Source organism: Dactylosporangium sp. McL0621 (assembly GCF_049995355.1).
Taxonomy (GTDB): domain Bacteria; phylum Actinomycetota; class Actinomycetes; order Mycobacteriales; family Micromonosporaceae; genus Dactylosporangium.
In genome coordinates, this window is the sequence record NZ_CP188259.1 from 4,941,597 (window position 1) to 4,964,059 (window position 22,463).

Annotated in this window: 20 protein-coding genes and 2 pseudogenes; 7 read left to right on the top strand and 15 right to left on the bottom strand. The window is 69.7% G+C overall.

Annotation, left to right across the window (positions count from 1 at the left end):
- Nucleotides 1-287: 287 nt before the first annotated feature.
- Nucleotides 288-1,229, bottom strand: a complete 942-nt coding sequence (locus ACPPVO_RS23820) for an IS110 family transposase (RefSeq protein WP_426513371.1) — start codon at nucleotides 1,227-1,229, stop codon at nucleotides 288-290.
- 97 nt (nucleotides 1,230-1,326) lie between these two features.
- Here ACPPVO_RS23820 and ACPPVO_RS23825 point away from each other — a divergent pair, with 97 nt between their 5' ends.
- The 3 genes and pseudogenes from ACPPVO_RS23825 to ACPPVO_RS23835 all read left to right on the top strand — a co-directional run.
- On the top strand, nucleotides 1,327-1,707 hold the full coding sequence (locus ACPPVO_RS23825) for an IS5 family transposase (protein ID WP_426513372.1): 381 nt from the start codon (nucleotides 1,327-1,329) through the stop codon (nucleotides 1,705-1,707).
- A 14-nt stretch (nucleotides 1,708-1,721) separates the two neighbouring features.
- Nucleotides 1,722-1,784, top strand: a pseudogene (locus ACPPVO_RS23830) (hypothetical protein); the annotation flags it as partial.
- A 28-nt stretch (nucleotides 1,785-1,812) separates the two neighbouring features.
- Nucleotides 1,813-1,974, top strand: a pseudogene (locus ACPPVO_RS23835) (IS630 family transposase); the annotation flags it as partial.
- 162 nt (nucleotides 1,975-2,136) lie between these two features.
- On the opposite strand, the gene ACPPVO_RS23840 reads toward ACPPVO_RS23835, so the two are convergent.
- The 8 genes from ACPPVO_RS23840 to ACPPVO_RS23875 all read right to left on the bottom strand — a co-directional run bounded on the left by ACPPVO_RS23840 (nucleotide 2,137) and on the right by ACPPVO_RS23875 (nucleotide 10,241).
- Nucleotides 2,137-2,706 (bottom strand): dihydrofolate reductase family protein, encoded by a 570-nt coding sequence (locus ACPPVO_RS23840; RefSeq protein ID WP_426513373.1) that lies wholly within the window; start codon nucleotides 2,704-2,706, stop codon nucleotides 2,137-2,139.
- A gap of 239 nt (nucleotides 2,707-2,945) precedes the next feature.
- On the bottom strand, nucleotides 2,946-3,200 hold the full coding sequence (locus ACPPVO_RS23845; protein WP_426513374.1) for a hypothetical protein: 255 nt from the start codon (nucleotides 3,198-3,200) through the stop codon (nucleotides 2,946-2,948).
- A gap of 26 nt (nucleotides 3,201-3,226) precedes the next feature.
- Nucleotides 3,227-3,466 carry a hypothetical protein gene (locus ACPPVO_RS23850; RefSeq protein ID WP_426513375.1) on the bottom strand — a complete coding sequence of 80 codons (240 nt, stop codon included), beginning with the start codon at nucleotides 3,464-3,466 and terminating at the stop codon, nucleotides 3,227-3,229.
- 99 nt (nucleotides 3,467-3,565) lie between these two features.
- Nucleotides 3,566-5,701: a beta-galactosidase gene (locus tag ACPPVO_RS23855; protein ID WP_426513376.1), complete on the bottom strand. Its 2,136-nt coding sequence runs from the start codon at nucleotides 5,699-5,701 to the stop codon at nucleotides 3,566-3,568.
- 29 nt (nucleotides 5,702-5,730) lie between these two features.
- The gene (locus ACPPVO_RS23860; RefSeq protein ID WP_426513377.1) at nucleotides 5,731-6,660 is read right to left on the bottom strand and encodes a carbohydrate ABC transporter permease; all 930 of its coding nucleotides are present in this window, start codon (nucleotides 6,658-6,660) and stop codon (nucleotides 5,731-5,733) included.
- The gene (locus ACPPVO_RS23865; RefSeq protein ID WP_426513378.1) at nucleotides 6,657-7,544 is read right to left on the bottom strand and encodes a carbohydrate ABC transporter permease; all 888 of its coding nucleotides are present in this window, start codon (nucleotides 7,542-7,544) and stop codon (nucleotides 6,657-6,659) included. Before ACPPVO_RS23865 ends, ACPPVO_RS23860 begins: the two co-directional genes overlap by 4 nt.
- A 66-nt stretch (nucleotides 7,545-7,610) precedes the next feature.
- Entirely contained in the window at nucleotides 7,611-8,918 is a 1,308-nt protein-coding gene (locus tag ACPPVO_RS23870) for an ABC transporter substrate-binding protein (protein WP_426513379.1), read from the bottom strand.
- A gap of 240 nt (nucleotides 8,919-9,158) precedes the next feature.
- On the bottom strand, nucleotides 9,159-10,241 hold the full coding sequence (locus ACPPVO_RS23875) for a LacI family DNA-binding transcriptional regulator (protein ID WP_426513380.1): 1,083 nt from the start codon (nucleotides 10,239-10,241) through the stop codon (nucleotides 9,159-9,161).
- 306 nt (nucleotides 10,242-10,547) lie between these two features.
- Here ACPPVO_RS23875 and ACPPVO_RS23880 point away from each other — a divergent pair, with 306 nt between their 5' ends.
- The 3 genes from ACPPVO_RS23880 to ACPPVO_RS23890 all read left to right on the top strand — a co-directional run bounded on the left by ACPPVO_RS23880 (nucleotide 10,548) and on the right by ACPPVO_RS23890 (nucleotide 14,915).
- Complete coding sequence (locus ACPPVO_RS23880; RefSeq protein ID WP_426513381.1) at nucleotides 10,548-11,501, top strand: aldo/keto reductase; 954 nt, start codon at nucleotides 10,548-10,550, stop codon at nucleotides 11,499-11,501.
- Between the two features lie 737 nt (nucleotides 11,502-12,238).
- Nucleotides 12,239-13,399: a sugar-binding domain-containing protein gene (locus tag ACPPVO_RS23885; RefSeq protein ID WP_426513382.1), complete on the top strand. Its 1,161-nt coding sequence runs from the start codon at nucleotides 12,239-12,241 to the stop codon at nucleotides 13,397-13,399.
- A 19-nt stretch (nucleotides 13,400-13,418) separates the two neighbouring features.
- A complete protein-coding gene (locus ACPPVO_RS23890; protein WP_426513383.1) occupies nucleotides 13,419-14,915 on the top strand; it encodes an RICIN domain-containing protein in 1,497 nt (498 codons plus the stop codon).
- Nucleotides 14,916-15,330: 415 nt separating this feature from the next.
- Here the strand turns inward: ACPPVO_RS23890 and ACPPVO_RS23895 are convergent, their stop codons facing one another.
- The 4 genes from ACPPVO_RS23895 to ACPPVO_RS23910 form a co-directional block, all read right to left on the bottom strand.
- Nucleotides 15,331-15,654, bottom strand: a complete 324-nt coding sequence (locus ACPPVO_RS23895; RefSeq protein ID WP_426513384.1) for a hypothetical protein — start codon at nucleotides 15,652-15,654, stop codon at nucleotides 15,331-15,333.
- Between the two features lie 116 nt (nucleotides 15,655-15,770).
- A complete protein-coding gene (locus ACPPVO_RS23900; protein WP_426513385.1) occupies nucleotides 15,771-16,277 on the bottom strand; it encodes a GNAT family N-acetyltransferase in 507 nt (168 codons plus the stop codon).
- Between the two features lie 349 nt (nucleotides 16,278-16,626).
- Entirely contained in the window at nucleotides 16,627-17,022 is a 396-nt protein-coding gene (locus ACPPVO_RS23905; RefSeq protein WP_426513386.1) for a class I SAM-dependent methyltransferase, read from the bottom strand.
- Between the two features lie 156 nt (nucleotides 17,023-17,178).
- Complete coding sequence (locus ACPPVO_RS23910; protein WP_426513387.1) at nucleotides 17,179-18,186, bottom strand: helix-turn-helix transcriptional regulator; 1,008 nt, start codon at nucleotides 18,184-18,186, stop codon at nucleotides 17,179-17,181.
- Between the two features lie 203 nt (nucleotides 18,187-18,389).
- Between ACPPVO_RS23910 and ACPPVO_RS23915 the strand changes: the two genes are divergently transcribed.
- Nucleotides 18,390-21,416 carry a S8 family serine peptidase gene (locus ACPPVO_RS23915; protein WP_426513388.1) on the top strand — a complete coding sequence of 1,009 codons (3,027 nt, stop codon included), beginning with the start codon at nucleotides 18,390-18,392 and terminating at the stop codon, nucleotides 21,414-21,416.
- Nucleotides 21,417-21,593: 177 nt separating this feature from the next.
- On the opposite strand, the gene ACPPVO_RS23920 is transcribed toward ACPPVO_RS23915, so the two are convergent.
- Nucleotides 21,594-21,818 carry an integrase gene (locus tag ACPPVO_RS23920; protein ID WP_426513389.1) on the bottom strand — a complete coding sequence of 75 codons (225 nt, stop codon included), beginning with the start codon at nucleotides 21,816-21,818 and terminating at the stop codon, nucleotides 21,594-21,596.
- Nucleotides 21,819-22,114: 296 nt separating this feature from the next.
- Nucleotides 22,115-22,438: a hypothetical protein gene (locus tag ACPPVO_RS23925; protein WP_426513390.1), complete on the bottom strand. Its 324-nt coding sequence runs from the start codon at nucleotides 22,436-22,438 to the stop codon at nucleotides 22,115-22,117.
- Nucleotides 22,439-22,463: the final 25 nt, after the last annotated feature.

The following is a 22,463-nucleotide window of genomic DNA, read 5'->3' on the forward strand; positions in this document are numbered from 1 at the left end:
GACCGCCGAGTCCCTCGGCGGTCGCGGCCCGGCCGTGCGGTTTGCGCCGGCCGCGCGCGGCGATGTGGCGCCGGAGACCTACCGCCGGCCGGCGGGCGACGTCCTGCCGGGCATCCGCGGTACCGGCGCGGAGAACGCGGCGATTCCCGCGGTCGACGGCGTGGTCTCGGCGTCGAAGCAAGCACCCGCGGCACGCCGGCGGTGCGGCATCACCGGCGGTGGCCGTCACGGCGCGCCAGGACCTGCCGCGTGACCCGGGTCTGTCAACTTAACGGCACCTCTCTGTGTCAAGTGGTCGGCGACAGAGAGGTTTCCGTGTCTCTGATCATGGTTCGGTAGAGGACGTCTGCGAGTCGGCGTTTCAGGCAGCGCAGCGCTTCCTTGTGACTCTTCCCTGCGGCGCGTTTGCCCTGGTAGTAGACGCGGCCGGCGGTGTCGCGTCGGATCTGGGTGATCGCCATGACGTGCAGGGCGTAGTTGAGTTGCCGGTCGCCTGCGCGGGATAGCCGGTGGCGTTGCACGTCGCCGGATGACACTTCGATCGGTGCGACGCCCGCAAACGACGCGAACGCTGCGGGTGAGCGGAACCGCGAGATAGCGCCGGTGCGGGACAGGATCTTCGCGGCGAGGAGATCGCCGATGCCGTAAAGATCGGTCAGGGTGCTGCCGGACGCGGCGACCGCTGCGGCGACGGTCTCTGTGGCGCTGGCGATGCGCCGGTCGAGGCGGCGTAGTTCGGTGAGGAGCTCGACGGCGAGCTGTGGCAGGGTCCGGGCCAGGACCGCGCGAGGACGCACGGTGGCCAGCGCTGCGGCGGCGGCATCGGCGGTGAGGTTTCGTGCCACGCCGGCCGGGACAAGGTGCGCGAGGAGTGCGTGGAGCCGGTTGACGGTCTGCGTCCTGGCGCGGACGAGGTCGTCGCGGTGCTCGGTGAGGGCCCGCAGCGCGGTGATGGTCTCGTCGGTCTGGGTGCTGTTGAGGCGGGTCGCGGTCAGCGCGGCGATGCCCACTGACAGAGCGTCGGCTTCGTCGGTCTTGCGGCCGTGGCCGGTGGACAGCATCCGCACCCGGCGGGCCAGTTTCGCCGGCACGTCCAGGGCCTCGACGCCGTCGGCGGCGAGCCGGTCGCGCAGCGGCGCGCCGAGACCTGCGGCGCCTTCGATGGCCCAGGTCGCCTGTGGAAAGCGGCGCGCGAATCGTTGCAGGGCGCGGTAGCCGTCCCGGTTCACATCGACTACCCTGCAACAGATCGCGGCATAACCCGGTGTCCACATCCCGGGGGGAAGCCCAATCCGTCGGTATGAGCTCACGGATGTTGAGTGGGAGTTGTTGTCGTCGTATTTGCCGTCGGCTGTGACGGGTGGCCGGCCGCGGCAGGACGACCGGCGGGTCCTCAACGGGATTGTGTGGAAGGTGCGCTCGGGTGCGCCGTGGCGTGATGTGCCGGACCGGTACGGGTCGTGGCAGTCGGTGTATACCCGGTTCCGGCGGTGGGCGCTGGACGGGACGTTCGCGCGGATGCTGGCCGGGATGCACGCCGACGCTGACGCGGCCGGGGATATCGACTGGCTGGTGTCGGTGGACTCGACGATCGTGCGAGCGCATCAGCACACCGCCGGCGGCGGCAAAGGGGGCGGCGAAAACTCGGCGAACCGGACAGCGGGCCGGAACCGGCTCACGCCATCGGACGATCCCGAGGTGGACTGACCACAAAGATCCACCTGGTCTGTGACGGTGCCGGACGAGCCTTGGGCTTCGTGCTCACCGGCGGCAATGTCAACGATTGCACCCGCTTCACCCACCTGCTCGACACGATCCACGCATACCAGCGTCCAGTCACTCGAGGCGGACATCCGGTCGTGGATCGCCACTTGGAACAGCGATCCACGACCGTTCATCTGGACTAAAACCGCAGAAGAGATCCTGGAATCACTCGCCCGATTTTGCCGACGAATTTCCGGCGCAGGACACTAGTGCCACGTCAGGCAACGTTTGCCCCGTCCGCTACCGGCACCTCGGGGCGATGTCTCCTGTCGATATGTCCGCGCGTTCGGGGGCACGGCCGGCGCGGGGCAACGCGACCCCGAGCCGTCGTTCCGTCGCATGGCAGCGGCCAACGTGCCAGGACAGATCACGTCAATCCGGAGCTCGCGTGGGTCGGTATCGCAGGGCGATCGCCCCCGACCGGAACGCATGGCGGTGCACGAGCTCGAGCTGGATGCGCTCGCGCAGACCGGCGAGCAACGTCGGCCCGTGTCCGGCAAGGACCGGCTGCACAAGGAACTCGTACTCGTCGATCAGTCCCAGTTCTGCCAACGCCAGGGGGAGCGTCACGCCGCCCACCCACAGGCCCTCGCCTGGCTCCTGCTTGAGCTGCTGAACCGCTTGCCCCAAGTCGCCTCGCACCAGCTCGGCATTCCAATCGACCCCGCTCAGCGTGCTCGACACGACGTACTTCTTCGCCCGGTCGATGGTCTCGGCGAATGGGATCTGCCACTCACCCATCCAGTCAGGCCACGTGCCCGTGGCCGGCTTCCGCCACGCCGACTCCATCATCTCGTAGGTCACCCGGCCGAACAGCAGGGCATCGGCTCGTTCCATCTCAGCGGTCCAGTGGCGCATCGACTCCTCGTCCGGCGGGAGCCCTGCCTCGTGATGGCAGCAGCCATCGAGCGTGACGTTGATCGAGTATCGAAGTGGTCTCATCTCGTTGCTCTCCCTTGATGCGCGCCCCGCGTTCACCGATCCATATCTAGACGACTGCCGGCGCCATTTCTCATCGGTGCCCCGATCGCACCTACTCGACACCGTCGTGATGCGAACCAGACCGCAGACCGAGCGCGCGACCGATTCGGCGCTCGGGGCGTTTAGGTTCGCAACCGGACGGCGCCCATAACGCTCGACTTCGATGCACGGTGTCACGCCGCCCTACCGCCGGCTCAGGGTCAACGACGAACGTCGCAAACGTTGTTCAGCGCGTCCTCGGTGAAGAGTTGGTCGGGGCGGCCGACGAGCTTGACGTGGTGTGCGATGTAGCTGCCAGTCTCAGTCGCGGTCATGCCGGGCATGGTGTAACGCAACGCGGTCCGTTGCTCCAGCGCGGCCAGGACGGCGAGCTTCATGGTCCGGCGCAGGGTCGGCTGCCCGACGAGCAGGCAGGCCAGTGGGGAGTCCTGGCCCATGCCCTGGTTGGTCAGCATCCGGATCGTTTCGAGCTGTTCGTCGGTCAGCAGGTGCGCCTAGTCGAGGACGAGGACGGGGTGCGGCTGCGTTCCTCGCGTTCGGCGAGCAGGGCTTTGCCGGTCTGGGTGATCAACCGGGAGCTCAGGTGCGAGGGGGCTTGACCGAACGCGCCGCCGATCTCCTCGTGGATGCCGCGGACCCCGATCAGAAGCATGCCTGGTGCCAGGTCCCGGCCGAACGGCATGCGGTGGAAGCCGTAGTTGGCTTGCAGTTTCTCGATCATGTCAGTCCTCGCGGGATGGTTGGGCGGCGTTCAGGCGTGCCAGCAGATCGGTCTTCGCGGCCTGGTAGGCGGCACGCGCTCGTCCCGCCAGGTGCGGTGTCAGCCAGAAGCTTCGGTTCCGGCCGACGCGAAGACGCGCACGTCCCACGCGCCGAGGTGCACCGCCGTGCCCGGCGCGACCGTGGCACCGGTCAGGGCGTCGGTCAGCGGCACCGGCGCCTCGACCGCGACGGGTTCCCAGCTCCAGTTGTGCACGACGTGGACCCGGCGCCCGTCCGGGGAGGTGGCGGTGGTGGCCGTGACGGAGGCCGGGAGGCGGTGCCATCCGCCGGTCGGCACCGGCGCGAGCCATGCGGCGAGGGCCTGGGCGAGGTCGCGTCCGGGTACCGTGCCGACGCAGGTGACCCGGCCCGCGCCGTGGCGGCGGGTGGTGACCGCCGGCCAGCGGCCGAAGTGCGGATCGTGGTACTCGACGAGCACCTCGGCGTCCACGACGGTGAGGCCGTCGGCCCAGCGCGTCGCCGCCGCCCGCTCCGGCAGGTCGAGCGGCCGGCCCGGGGCGGCACGGACCGGGACGTCGCGCACCAGGTTGCTGAACTCCTCGTAGCGGACTCCGGCGGCCTCGACGAGCCGTCCGGGCGCCGGCTCGTGTCGCGCGCGGGCCTCGTGGTCGGCGTAGCCGGTCCGCGGGCCGAGCACGAGGTGGCCGCCGGCGGCCGCGTAGTCGGCGAGCCAGTCGAGCGTCGCGTCGTCGGCGACGTACAGCGCCGCGACGACCAGGACCGGATGCCGTCGCGCGGCCGACTCCGGCGTCGGGCCGGCCCGCTCACCGCTCGGGTCGTGCAACTGCGCGGCGTGGACGATGCGCACCTGCCGGCCGGCGTCGAATGCGCCGCGATAGAAGGGATCGAAGATGCCGTGGTACGCCGCGGCGTCCGGTCCACCGTCCGCGGCCGACAGCGGCGGGTACTTCTGCATGAGCCACTTGCTCGGCATCGAGTAGACCATCGTGATGTCGGCGTCGGGTTCGAGGGCGGCGACGAGCGCGCCGGCGGCGTCCAGTTCCGCGCCGAGGCGGGACAGCTCCGCGTACGTGCGGCCCGGCCGGCCGCTGTGCGGAAGGATCCCGCCCCAGTAGGTCTCCGCGCCGAAGTGCAGCGTGTGCCAGTGCCAGTACTCGATCATCTGCGCCCCGCGCGCGACGAGCGCCCAGGCCGCCTGCCGCCACTGGCCGTCGTACGCCGACCGGTTGTCCCACGGCATGCCGATGGACATGGCGTTGGTCTCGGTGACCAGGAACGGCGCCTGGCGCGACGAGAACATCCGGTCCGCGGTCTGGTACAGCGCCCACACCCCGGTGGTCTTCCAGTGCTGTTCGACGTCGTCGTGGTCGCGGTCCGGCAGCGCCAGGGCGTCCTGCATGACGTAGTACGGGTTGCCGGCGGCGACGTCGAGGTGTTCGGTCAGCTCGTCGTCGTGCACCGCGGGCCGGCCGTAGGAGATGCACGTGGTGACGAACTGGTCGCCGCGCGCGTACTCCCGGACGATGCCGGCCTGCCAGCCGATGAACTCGGTCGTCTGGCGGGCCTGGAACGCCCGCCAGGCGACGTCGTACTGGGGCTGGGCGTTGCCGTCCGGGGTCCACAGGTCCGCCCAGGTGGAGAGGCGGTGGGACCAGTAGACCAGGCCCCATTCGCGGTTGAGGGTCTCGACGTCGCCGTAGGTGGTGCGCAGGTGGTCCACGAATCGCTGGAAGACGCCGTGGTTGTGCAGCAGTTCGTTGCCGGGTTCGTTGTCCACCTGGAACCCGATGACCGCGGGGTGGCCGGCGTACCGGCCGACGATCTGCCGGATGACCCGCTCGGCGTGGAACCGGAAGCCCGGGTGGGTGAAGTCGACCTCCTGCCGCGCGCCCCATCCGATGCGCTGCCCGGTGGCCCGCTCGCCGGCGATCTCCGGGTACTGCCGGGCGAGCCACGGCGGCACGGCGTAGGTGGGCGTGCCGAGGATGACGGAGATGCCGCGTTCGTGTGAACCGTCGAGCACCGGCTGGAGCCACTCGAGGTTGAACCGTCCGTTCTCCGGTTCCCAGGTCGACCAGACCGACTCGCCGACCCGGATGACGGTGAAGCGGGCGTCGACCATCAGGTCGAGGTCGGTCTTGAGCCGTTCGTAGGGCTGGTACTCGACGTAGTACGCGGCGCCGAACAGGACGCGGGCGGGGAGCACCGCCATGGGGGGAACCTCCGAGGTGGAGCGGTCGGTCATTGCTTGACGCTGCCGGTGGCCAGCTCGCTCTGCCAGTACCGCTGCAGCAGCAGGAAGGCCGTGACGAGCGGGACGATCGAGAGCATGGATCCGGTCACCACGAGCACGACCGTCTCGCTGTTCGCGCCGGATCCGCCCCCTGCGGTCTGGGAGGCCCAGGAGGAGAGGCCGACGGTGATCGGGTACAGGCTGGGGTCGCTGAGCATGATGAGCGGGAGGAAGTAATTGTTCCAGGTCGTGACGAGGGTGAAGAGCACCACGGTCACCAGCCCGGGAGCCAGCAGCCGCAGGGCGATCCGGACGAAGATCTGGGCCTCGCCGGCACCGTCGAGGCGGGCGGCCTCGATGAGACTGTCCGGGACGGCGTCCTGCGCATAGATGCGCATGAGGTACAGGCCGAAGGGGCTGACCAGCGAGGGCAGGATCACGGCCCAGGGCGTGTTGACCAGGCCGACCTTCGCGAACAGCAGGTACGTCGGTATCGCCAAGGCGGTGGTCGGCACCATGATGGCGCCGAGCACCAGGTTGAATCCGGCGCGGTCGCCACGGAACCGGAACTTGGCGAACCCGTACCCGGCGGCGGCCGCCAGCAGCGCGGCCCCGACCGCGCTGACGACCGCGTACAGCATGGTGTTGAGCATCCAGTGCAGGAAGACCCCGTGGTCGTGGGTCAGCGTCGCCCGGATGTTCGACAGCAGTTGTGGTGACCGGGAGAACCACAGCCCGAACGTGCTGAACAGGTCCTGCGTGCTCTTCGTCGAGGCCACCGCCAACCAGAACAGCGGCAGCAGGAAGTACGCCAGGGCGGCGAACATGGCGATGGTCAGCGGGGTGCTGCGCCGCCTGGCCGGCCAGCGGCGCCGCGTGGCGGTGCGTGCCCGGCCGGTCGCCGCGGCGGTCGGAGCGGCCGGGGCGGTGGTGGTCATGAGGTCCTCCTGCGGTTCACGGTGAGCAGGACGGCGTAGGAGACGATGACGATGACCAGCCCGAGGAGGAAGGACACCGCGGCCGCATAGTTGATCTGCTGGCTGATGAAGGCGAGGGAGTAGGCGTACAGGTTGGCGGTGTAGGCACTGTCGATGACCGCGGGGGCGAGGCGCTGCAGCAGGTTCGGCTCGTTGAACAGCTGGAAGCTGCCGATGACCGAGAACACCAGGGTGAGCATGAGCGCCGGCCGCAGCGCGGGAAGCTTGATGGACCAGGCGATCCGCCACGCGCCGGCGCCGTCGACCGCCGCCGCCTCGTAGAGCTCGTGCGGTATGGCGCGCAGTGCGGCGTAGAGAATGATCATGTTGTACCCGACGAACTCCCACGTCACGATGTTCCCCAGGCTGCCGAGCATCCAGCCGCTGCTGAGGAAGTGCGGGACCGGCACGTGCAACGCCTTGCTCAGCTGGGCGAACGGGCCGTAGTCCGGCCCGTAGAGGTAGCCCCACATGAGCGAGGCGACCACACTCGGTACGGCGTAGGGCACGAAGATGCCCAGCCGGACCACGCGCGCCAGCCGCACCAGGCCGCTGTCCAGCGCGAGCGCGAAGAGCAGCGCCAGGACTAGCATCACCGGCACCTGGATCAGGAAGAAGGTCGCGACCCGTAGCACGCCGTGGATCAGCTGCGGGTCCTTGACGGCGGTGACGTAGTTGTCCAGCCCGACGAACGTCGTGCCTCCGATGAGCTTGTGCTCGAAGAGGCTCAGGTAGGCGGCGTAGCCGAGCGGGGCGAGGAAGAGCAGCACGAACAGCAGCAGGAACGGGGCGACGAACAGCGGCCCGGCCGTGCGCCGGGAAGACCGTGCGGTGATGGCAGTCATCGTCGGGCCTTTCGGTCGAGGGTGCCGGGTGCCGCGGCCGGCGCCGGCCGCGGAACCCGCCGGCTGCTACTGGACGGTGAAGCCCTGGCCCTTGGCGAAGGTGGTGATCCGGGTCTGCCACTCGTCGAGCGCGGTGACGGCGTCGGTCTTATCGGTGAGGGACTTGCCGACGGTCTCTTTGAAGTCCGCCTCCACCCGGTCGAGGAACGGGGGCCACTGGAACGCGGTGTTGACGGTGCTGCTGATCCCGGCGAAGACCTCGTTGACCTTCTGGCCGCCGTAGAAGGCGGGAGTGTCACCGACGTAGGCGGGGTCGGCGAGCAGCGCCTTCGTCGCCGGGAAGAAGAACTGCTTGGTGGCGAACAGCCTGGCGCTGTCCGGGTCGGTGTTGAGGAACTGGGCGAACACCGCCGCCGCGATCGGGTTCTTGGTCGACTTGATGACCGCGCTCGTCGAACCGCCCCAGTTGCCCGACTGCGGCATGGACGCGTCCCACTGCGGCAGTGGGGCAGCGCGCCACTTGCCCGAGGTGGACTTCGCCGAGCCGGAGAGGAAGACCGGTCCCCAGGCCGCGGTGAGCCAGGTGGCGTACTTGCCGCTGTTGAGCGCGGCAAACCACGGATCGGTGAAGTCCGGCTCGATCCCGACGACGCCCTCCTTGGCCAGCCCGCCCCAGTACGCGGCGAGCTTCTTGGACGGCGCGTCGTTGACGTGGATGGCGATGGTGCTCTTGCCGGACTTCACGTAGGGCTTGCCGCCCGCCTGCCACAGCAGCCCGTGCCAGGCGGCGGGCTGACTCGACGAGAAGTTGGTCAGGTAGACCTCCGGGTTGGCGGCATGGAGCTTGCGGGCCGCGGCGGCGAACTCGTCCCAGGTCTTCGGGACCTGAATGCCGTACTGGTCGAAGATGTCCTGGCGGTACAGCATGCCCATCGGACCGGTGTCCTGCGGGATCGCCCAGACCTCGCCGTTGGGCCCGCTGACCTGCGCCCACGTCCAGTCCACGAACTTGTCCTTCAGCGCCGCCGCGCCGTACGGGCGCAGGTCCAGCAGGCTGTCGGTGATGGTGAAGGTCGGGATGTACTGGAACTCGATCTGCGCCACGTCGGGAGCACCGGTGCCGGCCTGTAAGGCCGTGCGCAGCTTGGTGTACTCCGGGGCGCCCTGACCGGCGTTGACCACCTTGACCTTGACGGCCGGGTACTTCTGCTCGAACAGCGCCACCTCTTGCGCGATGTCCGGAACCCAGGTCCAGAACGTCAGCTCGGTCGCGGTTGACATCGCCTTGTCGATGTCGGCCTGGCTCACCGCCGTGGTGGCGGAGGTACCGCCGCCCTTGCCGTCGTCGCCGCACGCGGCCAGCGCGGCACTCAACGACACCGCTCCGGCCGAGGCGAGCAAGGTTCGGCGGCTTACCGGGATCTGTGGGGACGATGTGGCCATGGTGAACTCCCGTCAAAGGGCAGGGGGTACCGGCGCGCCGGGCAACGGCGTGCTGGGGACAGGGGGTATCGAGAGAGGTGCGCGTCCGCGCGGGTGCTACCGCCGCTCGTCAGCGGCGGCCGGTGCGGGCCTCGGGTGACGTGCCGCCGTAGGTGGACAGATCGACGCTGATCAGGGCTGGGTGGATGGGACTTCGCTGCCGGCGGGCCGACCGTGCGGGCCACCGTGGGCGTGGGGGATCGCTCGGCGGCCACGTCCCGGGATCGGCCGGGGCGGTGGTGGCGCCGTCGAGGCGCGGACGACGAGCTCGACCGGTTGGTCGGCCGCCGGTGGAAGCTCGACGTCCGGCTTCTCGATGACGTGTACCAGCCGCGCGAGGCCCTGCCGCGCGACCTCGTCGAACGGCTGCCGCACGGTGGTGAGCGGGGGAGTGACGTAGGCGGCGACCGGGATGTCGTCGAACCCGACGACGCTGATGTCCTCGGGCACCCGGCGCCCGGCCTCGAGCTGCGCGCGGATGAAACCGATCGCCATGTCGTCGTTCGCGGCGAACACCGCGGTCACGGTGCCGTCGCCGGCCAGTTCCCGGCCCGCCGCGTAGCCGGACGCGGCCGACCAGTCGCCCTCGACGACCGGCGGCTCGTCCGCGCCGTGGGCTCGCAGCGCCTCGCGCCAGCCGGCGACACGGTCCCGTGCCGAATACCACCGCTGCGGGCCGGCCAGGTGATGGACGGTCGCGTGCCCCAACTGCAGCAGATGCTCGGTCGCGGCCCGCGCGAGCAGGCCCGCGCCGACTCTGGCGGTCACCACCTGCGGCGCGGCGAAGGTGGGCGGCGCGCCGAGGACCAGGACCGGCACGTCGACGCTGATGAGGCCGACGCCCTCGTCGATCGGCTCGGAGATGACGACGCCGTCCACGCCCTGGTCCAGCAGCGACGCCAGGGCGCCCGCGATGCCGCCCGGGTCGCCCTCGATCGTGGCGGCCACCCGCAGCGTGTAGCCCACCTCCCGGACCGCCCGCTCGATGCCCACGAGCAGCGACGCCGGCCCGTACAAGGCGCTGCCGAGCGTCACCACGCCGATCGACCGGGTCCGCCCGGAGGCCAGCGCCCGGGCCGCCTGGTTGCGCCGGTAGCCGAGCTCCTCGGCGGCGTCCAGGACCCGCCGGCGCACGTCGGCCGAGACATACGGCTCGTCGTTGAGGACCCTGGACACCGTCTTCTGGGAGACGCCGGCCAGCCGCGCGACGTCCACGCTGCGCGGCGTCGGAGCGCTTCCACCCGGCCTCGCCAGTCGCGTCACGGCCTCTCCCGTCGTCGGCCACAGTCCTGTATGACTGCGCTGTCATGTCTACGCAACCAGACGCTCGCCGTCAAGCGCCCGTAACCCGCCCGTAACGCTGGCGAAGCGGTGATCGGGGGAGCCGTGCGAGGTCTATCATCCACCGCCGCAGATCGTTCCGGCCGCCGCGACCCCGGCAACAGCCCCCGAGTTTAGATCAACTTTCGGCCCCTGGTGATACGTTCCGGTTCGCCGACGCCGGAACGGAAGGCCACAGCCATGACAGGTTCCTGGACGAATACTCGAAACCTTGGATCGACCGGCCTCGAGGTCACCTCGGTCTGCGTCGGCGGCAGTCCGCTGGGCAGCATGCCGCACCTCTACGGCTACGAGGTCAGCGCCGAGCAGGCCGTCGCCGCCGTGGAGGCCGTCTTCGACGGTCCGTTCAACTTCCTGGACACTTCCAACGCCTACTCCGACGGCGACAGCGAGCGGCGGATCGGCGAGGCCATCCGGCGCCGCGGCGGGCTGCCGCCTGGATTTGTCCTCGCGACCAAGGTCGATGGCGATCGGCGGACCGGCGACTACTCCGGCGCGCGGGTTCGCCGCTCCGCCGAGGAGAGTCTCGAGCGCCTGGGGCTCGACCACTTCGAGTTGTTGCACCTGCACGACCCCGAGGTGATGCCGTTCGACGCGGCCGCCGCGCCCGGAGGTCCGGTGGAGGCGCTGGTCGAACTGCGCGATCGGGGCCTCGCCTCGTACATCGGAGTTGCCGGCGGCAACCTGGCCGAGATGGCGAAGTACGTCGCAACGGGAGCGTTCGACGTGCTCCTGACCCACAACCGGTACACCCTGCTCGACCGCTCCGCGGAGGCCGTGATCGGCGCGGCCGGGTCGCGCGGCATGGGCGTCATCAACGCGGCACCCTACGGCGGCGGCATGCTCGCGAAAGGGCCCGGGACGCAACCAAGGTACGCCTACGGGTTGGGCGACATATCGATGGGCGGCACCGCGAACGCGATGCAGGCCGCCTGCCAGCGGTACGGCGTGCCGCTGGCCGCGGCCGCCCTGCAGTTCTCGACGAGGGATCCACGCATCGACTCCACGGTCGTGGGCATCTCCACGCCGGCCCGGGTGGCCGAGACCGCGGCACTGCTGAACCATGCGATCCCCACGGCACTGTGGGACGAACTCGAGGCGTTGACGCCGCCACGGGAACTGTGGATCGGATAACCCTGGCGGACCCGCACCGGTTGGGTCCACCATCCCTTGCGGGTGAGGGCTTCGTCGCCGGCGCCGCCCCGATCGCGAAGTCGACCAGCGCCTCCACCGGGCCTCCGGGCGCGGCGGCCGCGTCGAACGAGCCATTGACCGGCGGTAGTCGACCAGCGGGAACCGGGTCGGCCACGGTCCTGTATGACTGCGCTGCCAGGTTTACTTTGACTGCGCTATCATGTCTACGCAATCAGACGCTTGCGGTCAAGAGCCCGCCACCCGCCCGCGGCGCTGGCGCAGCATGTTCCTTTTCAACACCCCAACCCCACTCTCGAACCGAACAGGTCGGCCGGGCCGCCCGCCGACTTCGCCGAGGATCGCAGGGCGGTCCACGCCTTCGACGTGTCACGCAGCTGGGCGCCGCAGGGGCGAATCGGTTCGCTACTTGATCGGCGCCGCGTCGGTAGGTCGGCGACACGGAATGCCTGAGCGCGAAACTTACTCCTCCGGAAGGGTCGTAATCATCGGCGGCCACTCGGAGCCTGCGACGCATCAGGAGCAGGAAAGTAACGGTTTTGAAACCTTGACTTCACGCTCGATATGCCCATTAATGCATACCTATGTATCCGGGCCGTAACCGCCCTTCCGGGTGGACGGCGACGCCGACAGATTTGTCGAAACGGTTCGGGCATCGGCCTTGAGACTGTGCCCTGACCCGGTGTTGCGGAGCTGTCGGAGAGTCACAGGAGGTTGGCATGCTTCGTTCGAACGTCCGCCGGCGCGGCTGGTTGCCGGCTGCCGCCGGGGGGCTGGCCGCAGCCGTGGTCCTCGGCGGCCTGACCCTGGCGGCCCACGGGCCGGCCCTGGCCGCGACGGGGGGCGTGGCGGCCGCCGGTGCCGACGGTGTCGCGGCCGGGAACGCCGCGATCGCCTCGGTCGACCTCAGCGGGACGTGGACCTTCACGCCCGCGGGCCGGGCGGCGACCACGATCGCGGTGCCCGGCGGCGGCTGGTACAAGCAGGGCTTCACCGACGTGAACGAGGCGGTGTACTCCCGCAGCATCACCGTGCCCGACTCGGGGCAGCCACAGTCGACCTGGATCGAGTTCGGCGCCGTCAACCACCAGGCCACACTGTCGGTCGACGGCCGCGCGGTCGCCACCCAGACCACGGCGTTCACCCCGTCGAACTTCGACATCAGCGCATACGCAGCACCCGGCACCACCCACACGATCACGGTGAACGTGAAGGGCCGCGGCGCGTTGAAGGCATCCAACGGCCGGTACCTGGTGCCCGACGCCGCCGAGTGGTCCGAGGCGGTCCCCCAGGGGATCTACCGTTCGGCGTTCCTGCGGGTGTACCCGGCGGTGTACGTCAGCGACACATTCGTGCGCACGTCGGTGGCGAACAAGACGTTGAGCTACGACGTGTCGGTGCGTAACACGTCGGCCAGTTCCCGGTCGGTGACGTTGACCGGCTCACTGTCGTCCAACAACGGAACGGCTTTCAGCTACCCGGACCTGCCCAGCCGTACGGTCACCGTGGCGGCCCACTCGACCGCGACCGTGACCGTCGGGCCGGTCGCGTGGAACCTCGACAGCACCTCGTACTGGTGGCCCAACGTGCCGTACCGGTCGGGGTACCGGGCGCAGCTGCACGGGCTGGCGGTGCATGCCGTCGCCGACGACGGGCACACCAGCGACGCCACGTACCGCTTCGGGTTCCGCGAGGCCACCCAGAACGGCGAGTACTACTACCTCAACGGCGTGCGCGTGAACTTCCGCGGCGACAACCTCCAGGGCGCCGACTACGACCGGATCGACAACGGCGGGAAGGGCGACGCGTACGACACCCTGCCCGGCTTCCGGCCGCCGTCGTCCGGCAACGGCGGCTGGCCCCAGACGGTGGACAACTAACCAGCGCCTCAACTACAACGTGATCCGCGTCCACCAGGAGCCCGCGAGCCCGTACATGCTGGATGTCGCCGACGAGATGGGCCTGATGGTCATCGACGAGGTCGCGATCCGCGGCTCCCAGTCCGGGCAGGATTGGATCGCCGGGCACGACAACATGGTCAACCACGCCCGTGCGCTGGTCCTGCGCGACCGCAACCACCCCGCGGTCATCCGCTGGAGTCAGAACAACGAGCCGAACCAGAGCGGCCAGGATTCCGAACAGTTCGAGAAGGACCTGTACACGGCGATGAACGGCGCCGACGGCACCCGGCCGGTCATTGTCGAGGTGGGCGTCGGCAACAATGTCAGCCTGTATCCCGGGATGACGTACGCCAACTTCGCGGTGATCCCGCACTACGTCGACGGCTTCGGCAGGTACGGGGAGGGCCTGGTCAGCGTGAACGGGCGGCCCGACGGCGAGGGCGAGTTCATCTGGCCGGCCTGCAACAACAAGCAGGGCTTCATGTGGTTCGCCACGGCAACCCTGGCCAAGCGCGGCAAGAACGCCAGCGACCTGCGCCCGTACACCCTGCTGTCGGCCTGGGCCAGCGTCGTGCCCGGCGTGCGGTCCACCGACTTCACCCCGGAGGAGGGCGGCCACCCCATCTACGGCGCCGACAACCTCCCCGACCCGTGGAGCAACCCGCAGATCCAGCGCGTCCAGGCGGCGTTCAACCCGGTCGCCGCGGTCGACCTCCCGTACTGGTCAGCCTCCGGCGCCTCGGACTCCAACGGCACCTTCCCACTGCCGCAGGCCGTGCCCAGCTACGCCCGCAACGCCACGGTGACCCGCAACATCACCGTCTTCAACGACGACTTCACCAACACCGCGGTCGGCTTCACCTGGACCGCCCGGCTCGACAGCCCGACCGGCACCGTCGTCGCGTCCGGCAGCAGCACCCTGACCGTCCCGCTCGGCTCCCGGATCACCCAACCGGTGACCTTCACCGCCCCGGCCACCGGTAGCCTCGTGTACCTGCAACTGTCGACCACGAAGTCCGGCAGCCCGGTCTTCACCGACGCGGTCGAGTACTTGAACCTCGCTGGCAGCGGTGGCACCGGGCCCGCACCGGGCACCTACCGCATCGTCAACCGCAACAGCGGCAAACCCCTCGCCATCGCCGGCAACTCCACCGCCGACGGCGCCAAAACCGTCCAGCAGAGCGGCACCCCCACCTGGACGATCAGCACCACACAAGACACCTACACCCTGCGCTACACCACCTCCGGAAAGGCGCTCGACGTCAACGCCGGCAGCAGCACACAAGGCCTGCAACTGCAGCAATGGACAGCCAACGGCGGCACCAACCAGCAGTGGTACCTACGACCCACCGGCGACGGCTACTACACCATCATCAACCGCAGCAGCGCACTCGCAGCCGACGTCTACGCGGCCTCCACCAGCGACGGCGCACAGGTCGTGCAATGGACCACCAACGGCGGCACCAACCAGCAATGGCAGTTCATACCCGCCTGACAAAAGAAGCAGAAGTGAATGTCAAACCCGGCCGCCGGTAACAGGCTGCCGATAGTCGCGCCGACTCGGGGGCACGGTTTGTGCGCCCGAGTCGGCCGCGGCCCGGCGTGACCCGGTGCGTGTCCGCATGCCCGTTTCCGCATAACGCCCGCACTTGCCGCGATGAGCGTTCGGCGCCTGTCGGTGATCGTTGTCGACGGTCAGCGGCACGGCCGGTGGCCGTGAGGTCGATAGGTAGGCCCGCTCCTGCAGGGCGGACGGGCTGCTGAGGGCCCAGCAGTTGCCGCGTAGACCGGCTGGATCGCGAACTCCACGACCGCCTCGTCCAAGCGTTCCAGGTCGCGTAGCGCGCTGGACAGTCGGCGGCGCGACACCGCCGTGGCCCGTCGCATGGGACTGAGCAGATAGGTCATCGCTATGTTCCGTGATCGCCTTGTCGGTGCAGCTGGGCTACGGAACGACCGAGCCGAGGCCTGTGGACCGCATTAAATAGCTGGCCGAATAGGGTGCGCACCATGCCGGTGAGGTCCTTCCTCAATTCCGGTGCTGAGACGTGCGTGGTGCGTTGGTATGCCTCGCCCTTCCAGGGCACGACGTTGTCGCGGATCGCCATCCGCTTGAATGTGTCCTGTTCGGCCTGCAACGTGTTTGGAATCGAGCCGTTGATGGCGTCGACTCGGACGCCCACGTCCACGCCGGTGTCGGTCAGTCCGGCGGAACGGCAGACCTGGCGCACCATGCAGGCGGTCCACATCGACGCGGTCCACATCGTTGTCCAGTCGAACGCTGAACGCGCCGGCAGGCTGCGGCCCGGGCCTTGGTCGTGAACCTCGGCCCGGGCCTCTGTGTTGGACCTCAGTTCACGGCGATGTAGAGCCGTTGACCGGCGGGGCGGTAGCCGACCCGCTCGTACACCCGCCAGGAGTCCTCGCCGGAGGCTTCCAACCAAGCGATCTCCGCGCCGGTGGCGAACAGCCGCCGGGTTATTCCGGCGGTGATAGCGCTCGCGAGCCCTTGGCGGCGGTAGGGCGTGCGCACGGCGATGCCGGCCACCTCGCTCACCGCGTCATTCGGCGGAACCGCCTGACCGCCTCCGGCGCATGTGCCGTTGTCGGTGACGGCCATGACGGCGACACCGCCAGCGGTCTGTAGGCGCCGAAGCCGAGCCACATCCGCCTCGGATGGCACCGGCTCGCCGCCGAAGGCGTTGTTCTGCGCGCTCACCAAGGCAGCACGCTGAATTTCGGTGGCCGGTTCGCTCAGGCCGAAACCGCCAGGCGTCGGTGGCGTCTTCAGCGTGTCGGGCAGGCAGACCAGGTAGGTGTGCCGCGCTTCCACCGTGAACCCGGTGGCGACCAGCATGGCCTCCAGACCAGGTGCGCAACTGGTGACGTACTCCAGGCGGGGTCTGCGGTCGGCCGCACGGAAGGCGGCCACCAGGGCGGTGACATCGGCCGCCGTATGGCAGCGCCGGGACGCGGCGTCGCGTAGTTGATGTTGGGACTGGTAGTGCCAGGATCCAGCCCGATCACGAACGGCCCCACCTCGGTGGGGGCGGGCCGGCTGGACAGGTTGGCGACGACGGACTGCTGGATGCGGACATCCATGTTCAACGTGAACCTCGAGACATGAGAGAACTGGGCGAGAAATTGTCGGACCGCCCCAACGGTGATTCGGCCAGCGCGACGGTCGTCCGGTCGCGCGGCAGAGTTCAGGCGGCCGCTCGGCCTACCCGGATCACTGGCGTCATTCCCTCATGCAGTGTGCCCGCGCCCCAGCGCGTGGTCGGCGCCGACACTGCCAGAGCGAACTCGCTGCTGTCAACCACCGTCATGTCGGCGATCCGCAGGTTGGAGGCGTGCTCTGTCATGCCGCTGATGTCGCCGACCACCAGCCGCCCGCCCGGCTTCAGTACCCGCGCCGCCGCGCTGAGCACCCGGGCCGGCTCCGGTATCTCCCCGAGCGCGGTTACCAGGTAGACGGCGTCGAACACGCCGTCGTCGAAGGGCAGCTCCCGCGCGTCCGAGCAGTGCGGCACGATCGCTGCCGCCGCGTTCCCTCCCGCCGCGGTCCTACCCGCTTGCACCTCCTCCTTCGCCCGGCGCATCACGTGGTCGTGCCCCCACCCGATCCGTCGGCCCGAACGCGGGTACCCGCATGACCCGGCCGCAGGCGACCCGCCCGTCCCGCAGCGGGATCGCCCAGTACTGGCCGGGGCGCAGGAACCGGTTGGACCTCGGCACGAACGGATACCTCACCGGCGTCAACCGGGTTCCCCGATCCAGCCCCGCTCGCGGGCGAGCAACGCGGCTTGGAACCGGGTACGCGCGCCGAGCAGGGTCATGGTGTTCGTCACGTGCTTCTGTACCGTGCGGCGGCTCATGTTCAGCGCTCGGGCGATCGACTCGTCCTTGAGGCCGGCCGACATCAGGTTGAGTACCTGACGGGAGCGCTCGTCGATCCCGTCGGCGACCCAGCCCGTGGCGCCCGGGCGCAGCGCGGTCGCCCGGCTCCAGATGCTGTCGAACAGCGCGATGAGCGCGTCCAGTAGCGGCGAGGAGTGCACGACGAGGGCACCGAGCCCCGGATCGTCGATGTTGAGCGGTACGAACCCGGTGCGCCGGTCGAACAGCGACAGCTTCATCGGCAGCCGGTCGGTCACGCGTACCTCCTCGCCGATGCGGATGCTGCGCTCCACGATGGTGAGCGTGACCGCGTCCGTCAGCCCTCGGCCTTCGTAGACGGAGCGGACGCGGATGCCCCGCCGGATGGTGGCGCTCTCCGCGGACAGGAAGTCCGAGCCGTCATCGCCGGCCACATACGGCGGCATCGTCAACGCGTCGAGCGTGGCCGCGGTGTTGTGCATGAGGTGTAGGTAGTGCCGCAACTGCTGCTCGCGGCCGACGATGACCTCGATGAGGTCGGCTGCGGCGCCGCTCTCCGCGACGCTGCGGAACTCGCCCTGCAACTCCTTGGCGTAGAGCCGAACCTGTGCGAGGTCCTCGGTGCGGCGGCTGATGAGCGTCTCCAGCGCCAACTCCGGAGCGCCCGCCGCGTAGCTCGGCGGGCGGGTGAGGGTGCGGGTCACCAGCGCGCGGTCTTCCAGACCGCGCAGCACATCGCGGGTCACCCGGAGCGAAGCCCCGAGCGCGTCGGCCACGTCGCGGGCGGTGCGGCTGCGGCCCTGGCTGATGAGGTACAGGTAGGCCTGTTCGTGCATCGGCCCGATGCCCAACGCCCTGAGTCGTTGGCTGGACTGCGTATCGATCATCGAGCCGAATCGTAGCGGAGCCGCGTTGCGGGCGCGTTCGCCACCGATGACGGCCGTGTCGCCGCCGGTAACCTACGCGGCCGCCTCAGGTTCTCACATGCGCAGGTGCGCGAAGACGCGATCCCGAAACCCTTGCCGGCGCCATTCGCGACAGAAGACTGAGGGCAGCACGGCACGCGACAGGCAACTGAGGAGGGAGCCCGGTGGGTACGAGGGCGAGCAAGAACGGTCGGCGAAGACTGGCGGTAGCCCTGCTGGTCTTCGCGTTCGCCGCCGGTACGGTCGGTCACGCGCGACCGGCTTCGGCGGCACCGCCGGGGTCGGACCCGGCCGGTACCGGCGGCTTCGACTGGGGCAGCCACGACCGGGCCACCCTGACCGACGGCGCGGCCCGCCACCCGTCCAGCGCCGCCCAGGCCGCCCCAGGGCCCACTGTGGACAAGAATGGCACGGGTGCGTACATCGTCGAGCTGGCCGAGGCTCCGGTGACGACGTACCCGGGCGGCGTCGCGGGGCTCGCCCGTACCCGGCCCGAGCCGGGCAAGCGGCTGGACGCGAACTCGGCGGCGGCGAAGGCGTACCGCCGGCACCTCGACGCCCAACGGGGCTCGGTGACCGCGGCCGCCGGCGTCACGGCCGGCGAGGTCTACACCACGGCGTTCAACGGCTTCTCGGCGAAGCTGACCACGAAGCAGGTCGCGGCGCTTAAGGCGGACAAGCGGGTCCGTGCCGTCACCGCGGCCCGGGTGGTCGCCACGAGCGCGGGTACCGCCGGTACGACGGCGACGCCCAGCGCATCTGCGGACGCGAAGCCGGCCGCGCCGGCATCGGGCCGCGGTACGGGCGCGGGCGTCGTGATCGGGGTGCTGGACACCGGGATCTGGCCGACGAGCCCCTCGTTCGCCAAGCAGATGGCGGCACCGGCGGACTGGCACGGTACCTGCCAGACCGGCGTGCGGTTCGTGGCCGAGTTCTGCAACGGCAAGATCCTCGGCGCCCGGTACTTCGCCGATACGTATCTCGCGAGCACCGGCGGCGCGCTGCCGGACGGCGAGGTCCTCTCCCCGCTCGACGTGGAGGGACACGGTACCCACACCGCGTCGACCGCCGCCGGGCTGCCGGTCTCGAACGTCACCATCGCCGGCCGCGACTTCGGCTCGGTCTCCGGTGTCGCGCCGGACGCGCAGATCGCCGTGTACAAGGTGCTCTGGGGCGGGTACGGGTACGACGGCGACATCATCAGCGCCATCGACGCCGCCATCGGCGACGGCGTCCAGGTACTCAACTACTCGATCGGCGTCACGTTCGGCGACTGGGACGCGAACACCCCGGTCGGCCAGGCCTTCCTCAACGCCACGCTGGCCGGAATCTTCGTATCGGCGGCGGCCGGCAACGACGGCATGACCGGGTCGATCAGCAACGCGGCGCCGTGGATCACCACGGTCGGCGCGGCGGTGACGAAGGCCGACGAGGGCACGCTGCGGCTGGGCGACGGTACGACGCTCGTCGGCGCCAGCCTCGACCCGCTGCCGGGCGGAAAGGGCCGCCCGCTGGTCTTCGGTGACCAGGCCGGCTCGTTGGCGAATGGTGCGGCGTACTGCGAACCGGGCAGCCTGGACGCGGCGAAGGTGAAGGGCTTCGTGGTGGCGTGCGCCCTGGAGGACCCGTTCAGCGAGGCCGCCGAGGTGAAGGCGAAGGGTGCGGCGGCGATGCTGCTGTTCGACCCGCAGGGCAACTTCCGGGTCAACTACGTCTACGACTTCCCGGTGCTGTACCTGAACACCGCGCAGCAGGCCGGCACGCTCTTCAACTACCTGATGCGCCACCCAACCGACGGGACCGCGCGGCTGGCGTCGGGTGGCGACGGTTCCAGCCTGCCCGGCCTGCCCAGCGTCGCGGACTTCTCGTCGAAGGGGCCGAACCACGTGGCTCCGGGTGTGTTCAAGCCGGATCTGGTCGCGCCGGGCGCCGACATCGTCGCGGCGGTGTCCCCGGTGGGCGACTTCGGGCGCCAGTACGACGCGTACTCGGGTACCTCGATGGCGGCGCCGTATGTGGCCGGTGCGGCGGCGGTGCTGCGCGCCGAGCACCCGGACTGGTCGCCCGGCGCGCTCGCCTCGGCGTTGCGTACCACCGCGACCGACACCGTGGGCACCACCGATCCGCTGTACCAGGGCAGCGGCCTGGTCGACCTGACGCGCGCCGCCGACCCCGGGCTGGTGATCGAACCGGACCCGGCGGACCTGGTCTCGTTCAGCCAGACCGCGCAGCCGGACGGCCGGGAGCTCAACCTGCCGTCGGTCCTGCTGCACGAGTACGACGGGACGGCACCGGTGACGGTGACCCGTACGCTCACCAACGTCGGCGCCAAGTCGGAGACGTACCGCGCCTCCGTCGGCGGCCTCGCCGGCATGCGGGTGACGGTGACGCCGGACACGGTGACGGTGGCCCCGGGCAAGACCGCCACGGTGACTGTCACCCTGCGCCGGGGCAGCGCCCCGTGGGACCGGTACGTGGCCGGGGCGATCACCTGGCGCGGAACCGTCCACAGTGTACGGATTCCGGTCGCCGCCCGCCCGTGGGGCATCACCCCGGAGCCGTACGGTGACGAGGGCGAGCAGTTCGGGCGGATGGCCAGCGGCGCCTACGGCTACCAGCAGCCGGGCTTCACCGGACCGCTGGCCGGGCGCTCGACGGGTTACACGAAGATGGCGTGGGACTCGTACTCGATGCCCGCCGGGGTCGACGGTGGGGTCTTCGACCCGCACGCCGCCGGCGTGCAGGCGCACACCTTCACGGTGCCGGCGAACGCGGCCGGGATCGTGGTGGAGACCGCCGACGACGACCCGGACACCAACCTGGATCTCTACCTGTACAAGGGCGACAAGCTCGTGTACAAGAGCATCTGGGATTGGAAGAGCTCGGAGCAGGCGTACGTGTTCCTGCCGGAGCCCGGCAAGTACACGGCGTACGTGTTCGCGCGGTGGTCCGGTGGCCCCGTCGTGAACTACCGGCTCGGTCACGTCGTCCTCAGCCGCACCGGGAAGTACCTGCCGGCCACGCTGAACCTGCCCGCCACCGTGCAGCGCGGCGTGTCGTCCGGGTTCACGCTGCGCCCGGACGCGCCACTGCCCGAGGACGGCGAGTACTGGGCCTACACCGAGCTGTACACGAAGGGTCAGGTTATTCCGGGGCAGCTGGTCTCCACGGACCGGTCGTCCTGGTCGTAACTCCACATAGGACAGTGATGGGGCGGGATCCGCGAGGGTCCCGCCCCAACTGTCATGCGAGGGCGGCGGTGGCGGCCGGCGCGGCGTCCGGGAAGAGGCTGTCGAACACGCGGACCCGGTCGAAGGACATCGCGTGCGCCAGGGCCCTGCGCTTGCCGAGAATGTCATCCGGGCAGGTCAGGCGGCATGTTCGTATTCATGGAGGATGCCGCCGAGATGATCGCGTCTTCGTATGTTGAGGCGGGCGATCCGTTCCGGATCGCCGATCGGTGCGGGCAAGGGGTGCAGTGGGCGGGCGTTGACGATGCCCTGGTGGGGCCTGTGTTCGTTGTAGAAGCGTTCGTACTCGTGCAGGGCGTGCAGCAGGTGCCGCTGGTTCCAGATCAGCGTCCGGTCCAGCACCTCACGACGGCAGGTCGGACCCACCGCTCCATGATCGCGTTCATGCGCGGCATCCGGATCTCGCTGAGTACGACCTCGACACCCGCATCCTTGAGAACGGCGTCGAACAACCCAGGGAACTTGCTGTCCCGGCGACCGGGCTCGACCCTCGCACCCCGGAATACCAGGCCGCCTACACCGCCTGCGAACATCTAGCCTGACCTCCCGCGCGGATCGACCTTGCGCCTGCCGAGAATGCCGTCGGTGCAGGTGGCGGGGCCTGTCTACCTCCTCCTGGTCAACTCGTCGCGCGGCCGTCAAGACCGGAGTGGAACGCGGCAGGATGCTCTCTCGTGCTGCTGCGCCTGGCTTATCTGACTGTCACGAACGCGTTCGCCGCGCTGCGGCTGCTGCCGGTGGGGGACCGGGACAAGGACGTGGAGATTCTGGCGCTGCGGCATCAGATCACCGTCCTGCAGCGGCAACTCGGCGCTGACCGGGTGAAGTTCGCAGCCGAGGACCGGGTTTTCCTCGCCGCTCTTCTCGCGCCCCTGCCCCGCCAGGTACTGCACCGACTGCGGCTGCTGGTGCGACCGGACACCGTCCTGCGCTGGCACCGCGACCTGATGCATCAGCGTCACGCGCGCACCTGCCGACCCAAGCGGC

Coding starts and splice junctions, on each gene's coding strand:
- ACPPVO_RS23910 (WP_426513387.1), bottom strand. CDS start 18,186: ATGATCGATACGCAGTCCAGCCAACGACTCAGGGCGTTGGGCATCGGG.
- ACPPVO_RS23860 (WP_426513377.1), bottom strand. CDS start 6,660: ATGACCACCACCGCCCCGGCCGCTCCGACCGCCGCGGCGACCGGCCGG.
- ACPPVO_RS23905 (WP_426513386.1), bottom strand. CDS start 17,022: ATGCGCCGGGCGAAGGAGGAGGTGCAAGCGGGTAGGACCGCGGCGGGA.
- ACPPVO_RS23840 (WP_426513373.1), bottom strand. CDS start 2,706: ATGAGACCACTTCGATACTCGATCAACGTCACGCTCGATGGCTGCTGC.
- ACPPVO_RS23900 (WP_426513385.1), bottom strand. CDS start 16,277: ATGCTGGTCGCCACCGGGTTCACGGTGGAAGCGCGGCACACCTACCTG.
- ACPPVO_RS23880 (WP_426513381.1), top strand. CDS start 10,548: ATGACAGGTTCCTGGACGAATACTCGAAACCTTGGATCGACCGGCCTC.
- ACPPVO_RS23865 (WP_426513378.1), bottom strand. CDS start 7,544: ATGACTGCCATCACCGCACGGTCTTCCCGGCGCACGGCCGGGCCGCTG.
- ACPPVO_RS23895 (WP_426513384.1), bottom strand. CDS start 15,654: ATGGTGCGCCAGGTCTGCCGTTCCGCCGGACTGACCGACACCGGCGTG.
- ACPPVO_RS23850 (WP_426513375.1), bottom strand. CDS start 3,466: ATGATCGAGAAACTGCAAGCCAACTACGGCTTCCACCGCATGCCGTTC.
- ACPPVO_RS23845 (WP_426513374.1), bottom strand. CDS start 3,200: ATGCTGACCAACCAGGGCATGGGCCAGGACTCCCCACTGGCCTGCCTG.
- ACPPVO_RS23885 (WP_426513382.1), top strand. CDS start 12,239: ATGCTTCGTTCGAACGTCCGCCGGCGCGGCTGGTTGCCGGCTGCCGCC.
- ACPPVO_RS23855 (WP_426513376.1), bottom strand. CDS start 5,701: ATGGCGGTGCTCCCCGCCCGCGTCCTGTTCGGCGCCGCGTACTACGTC.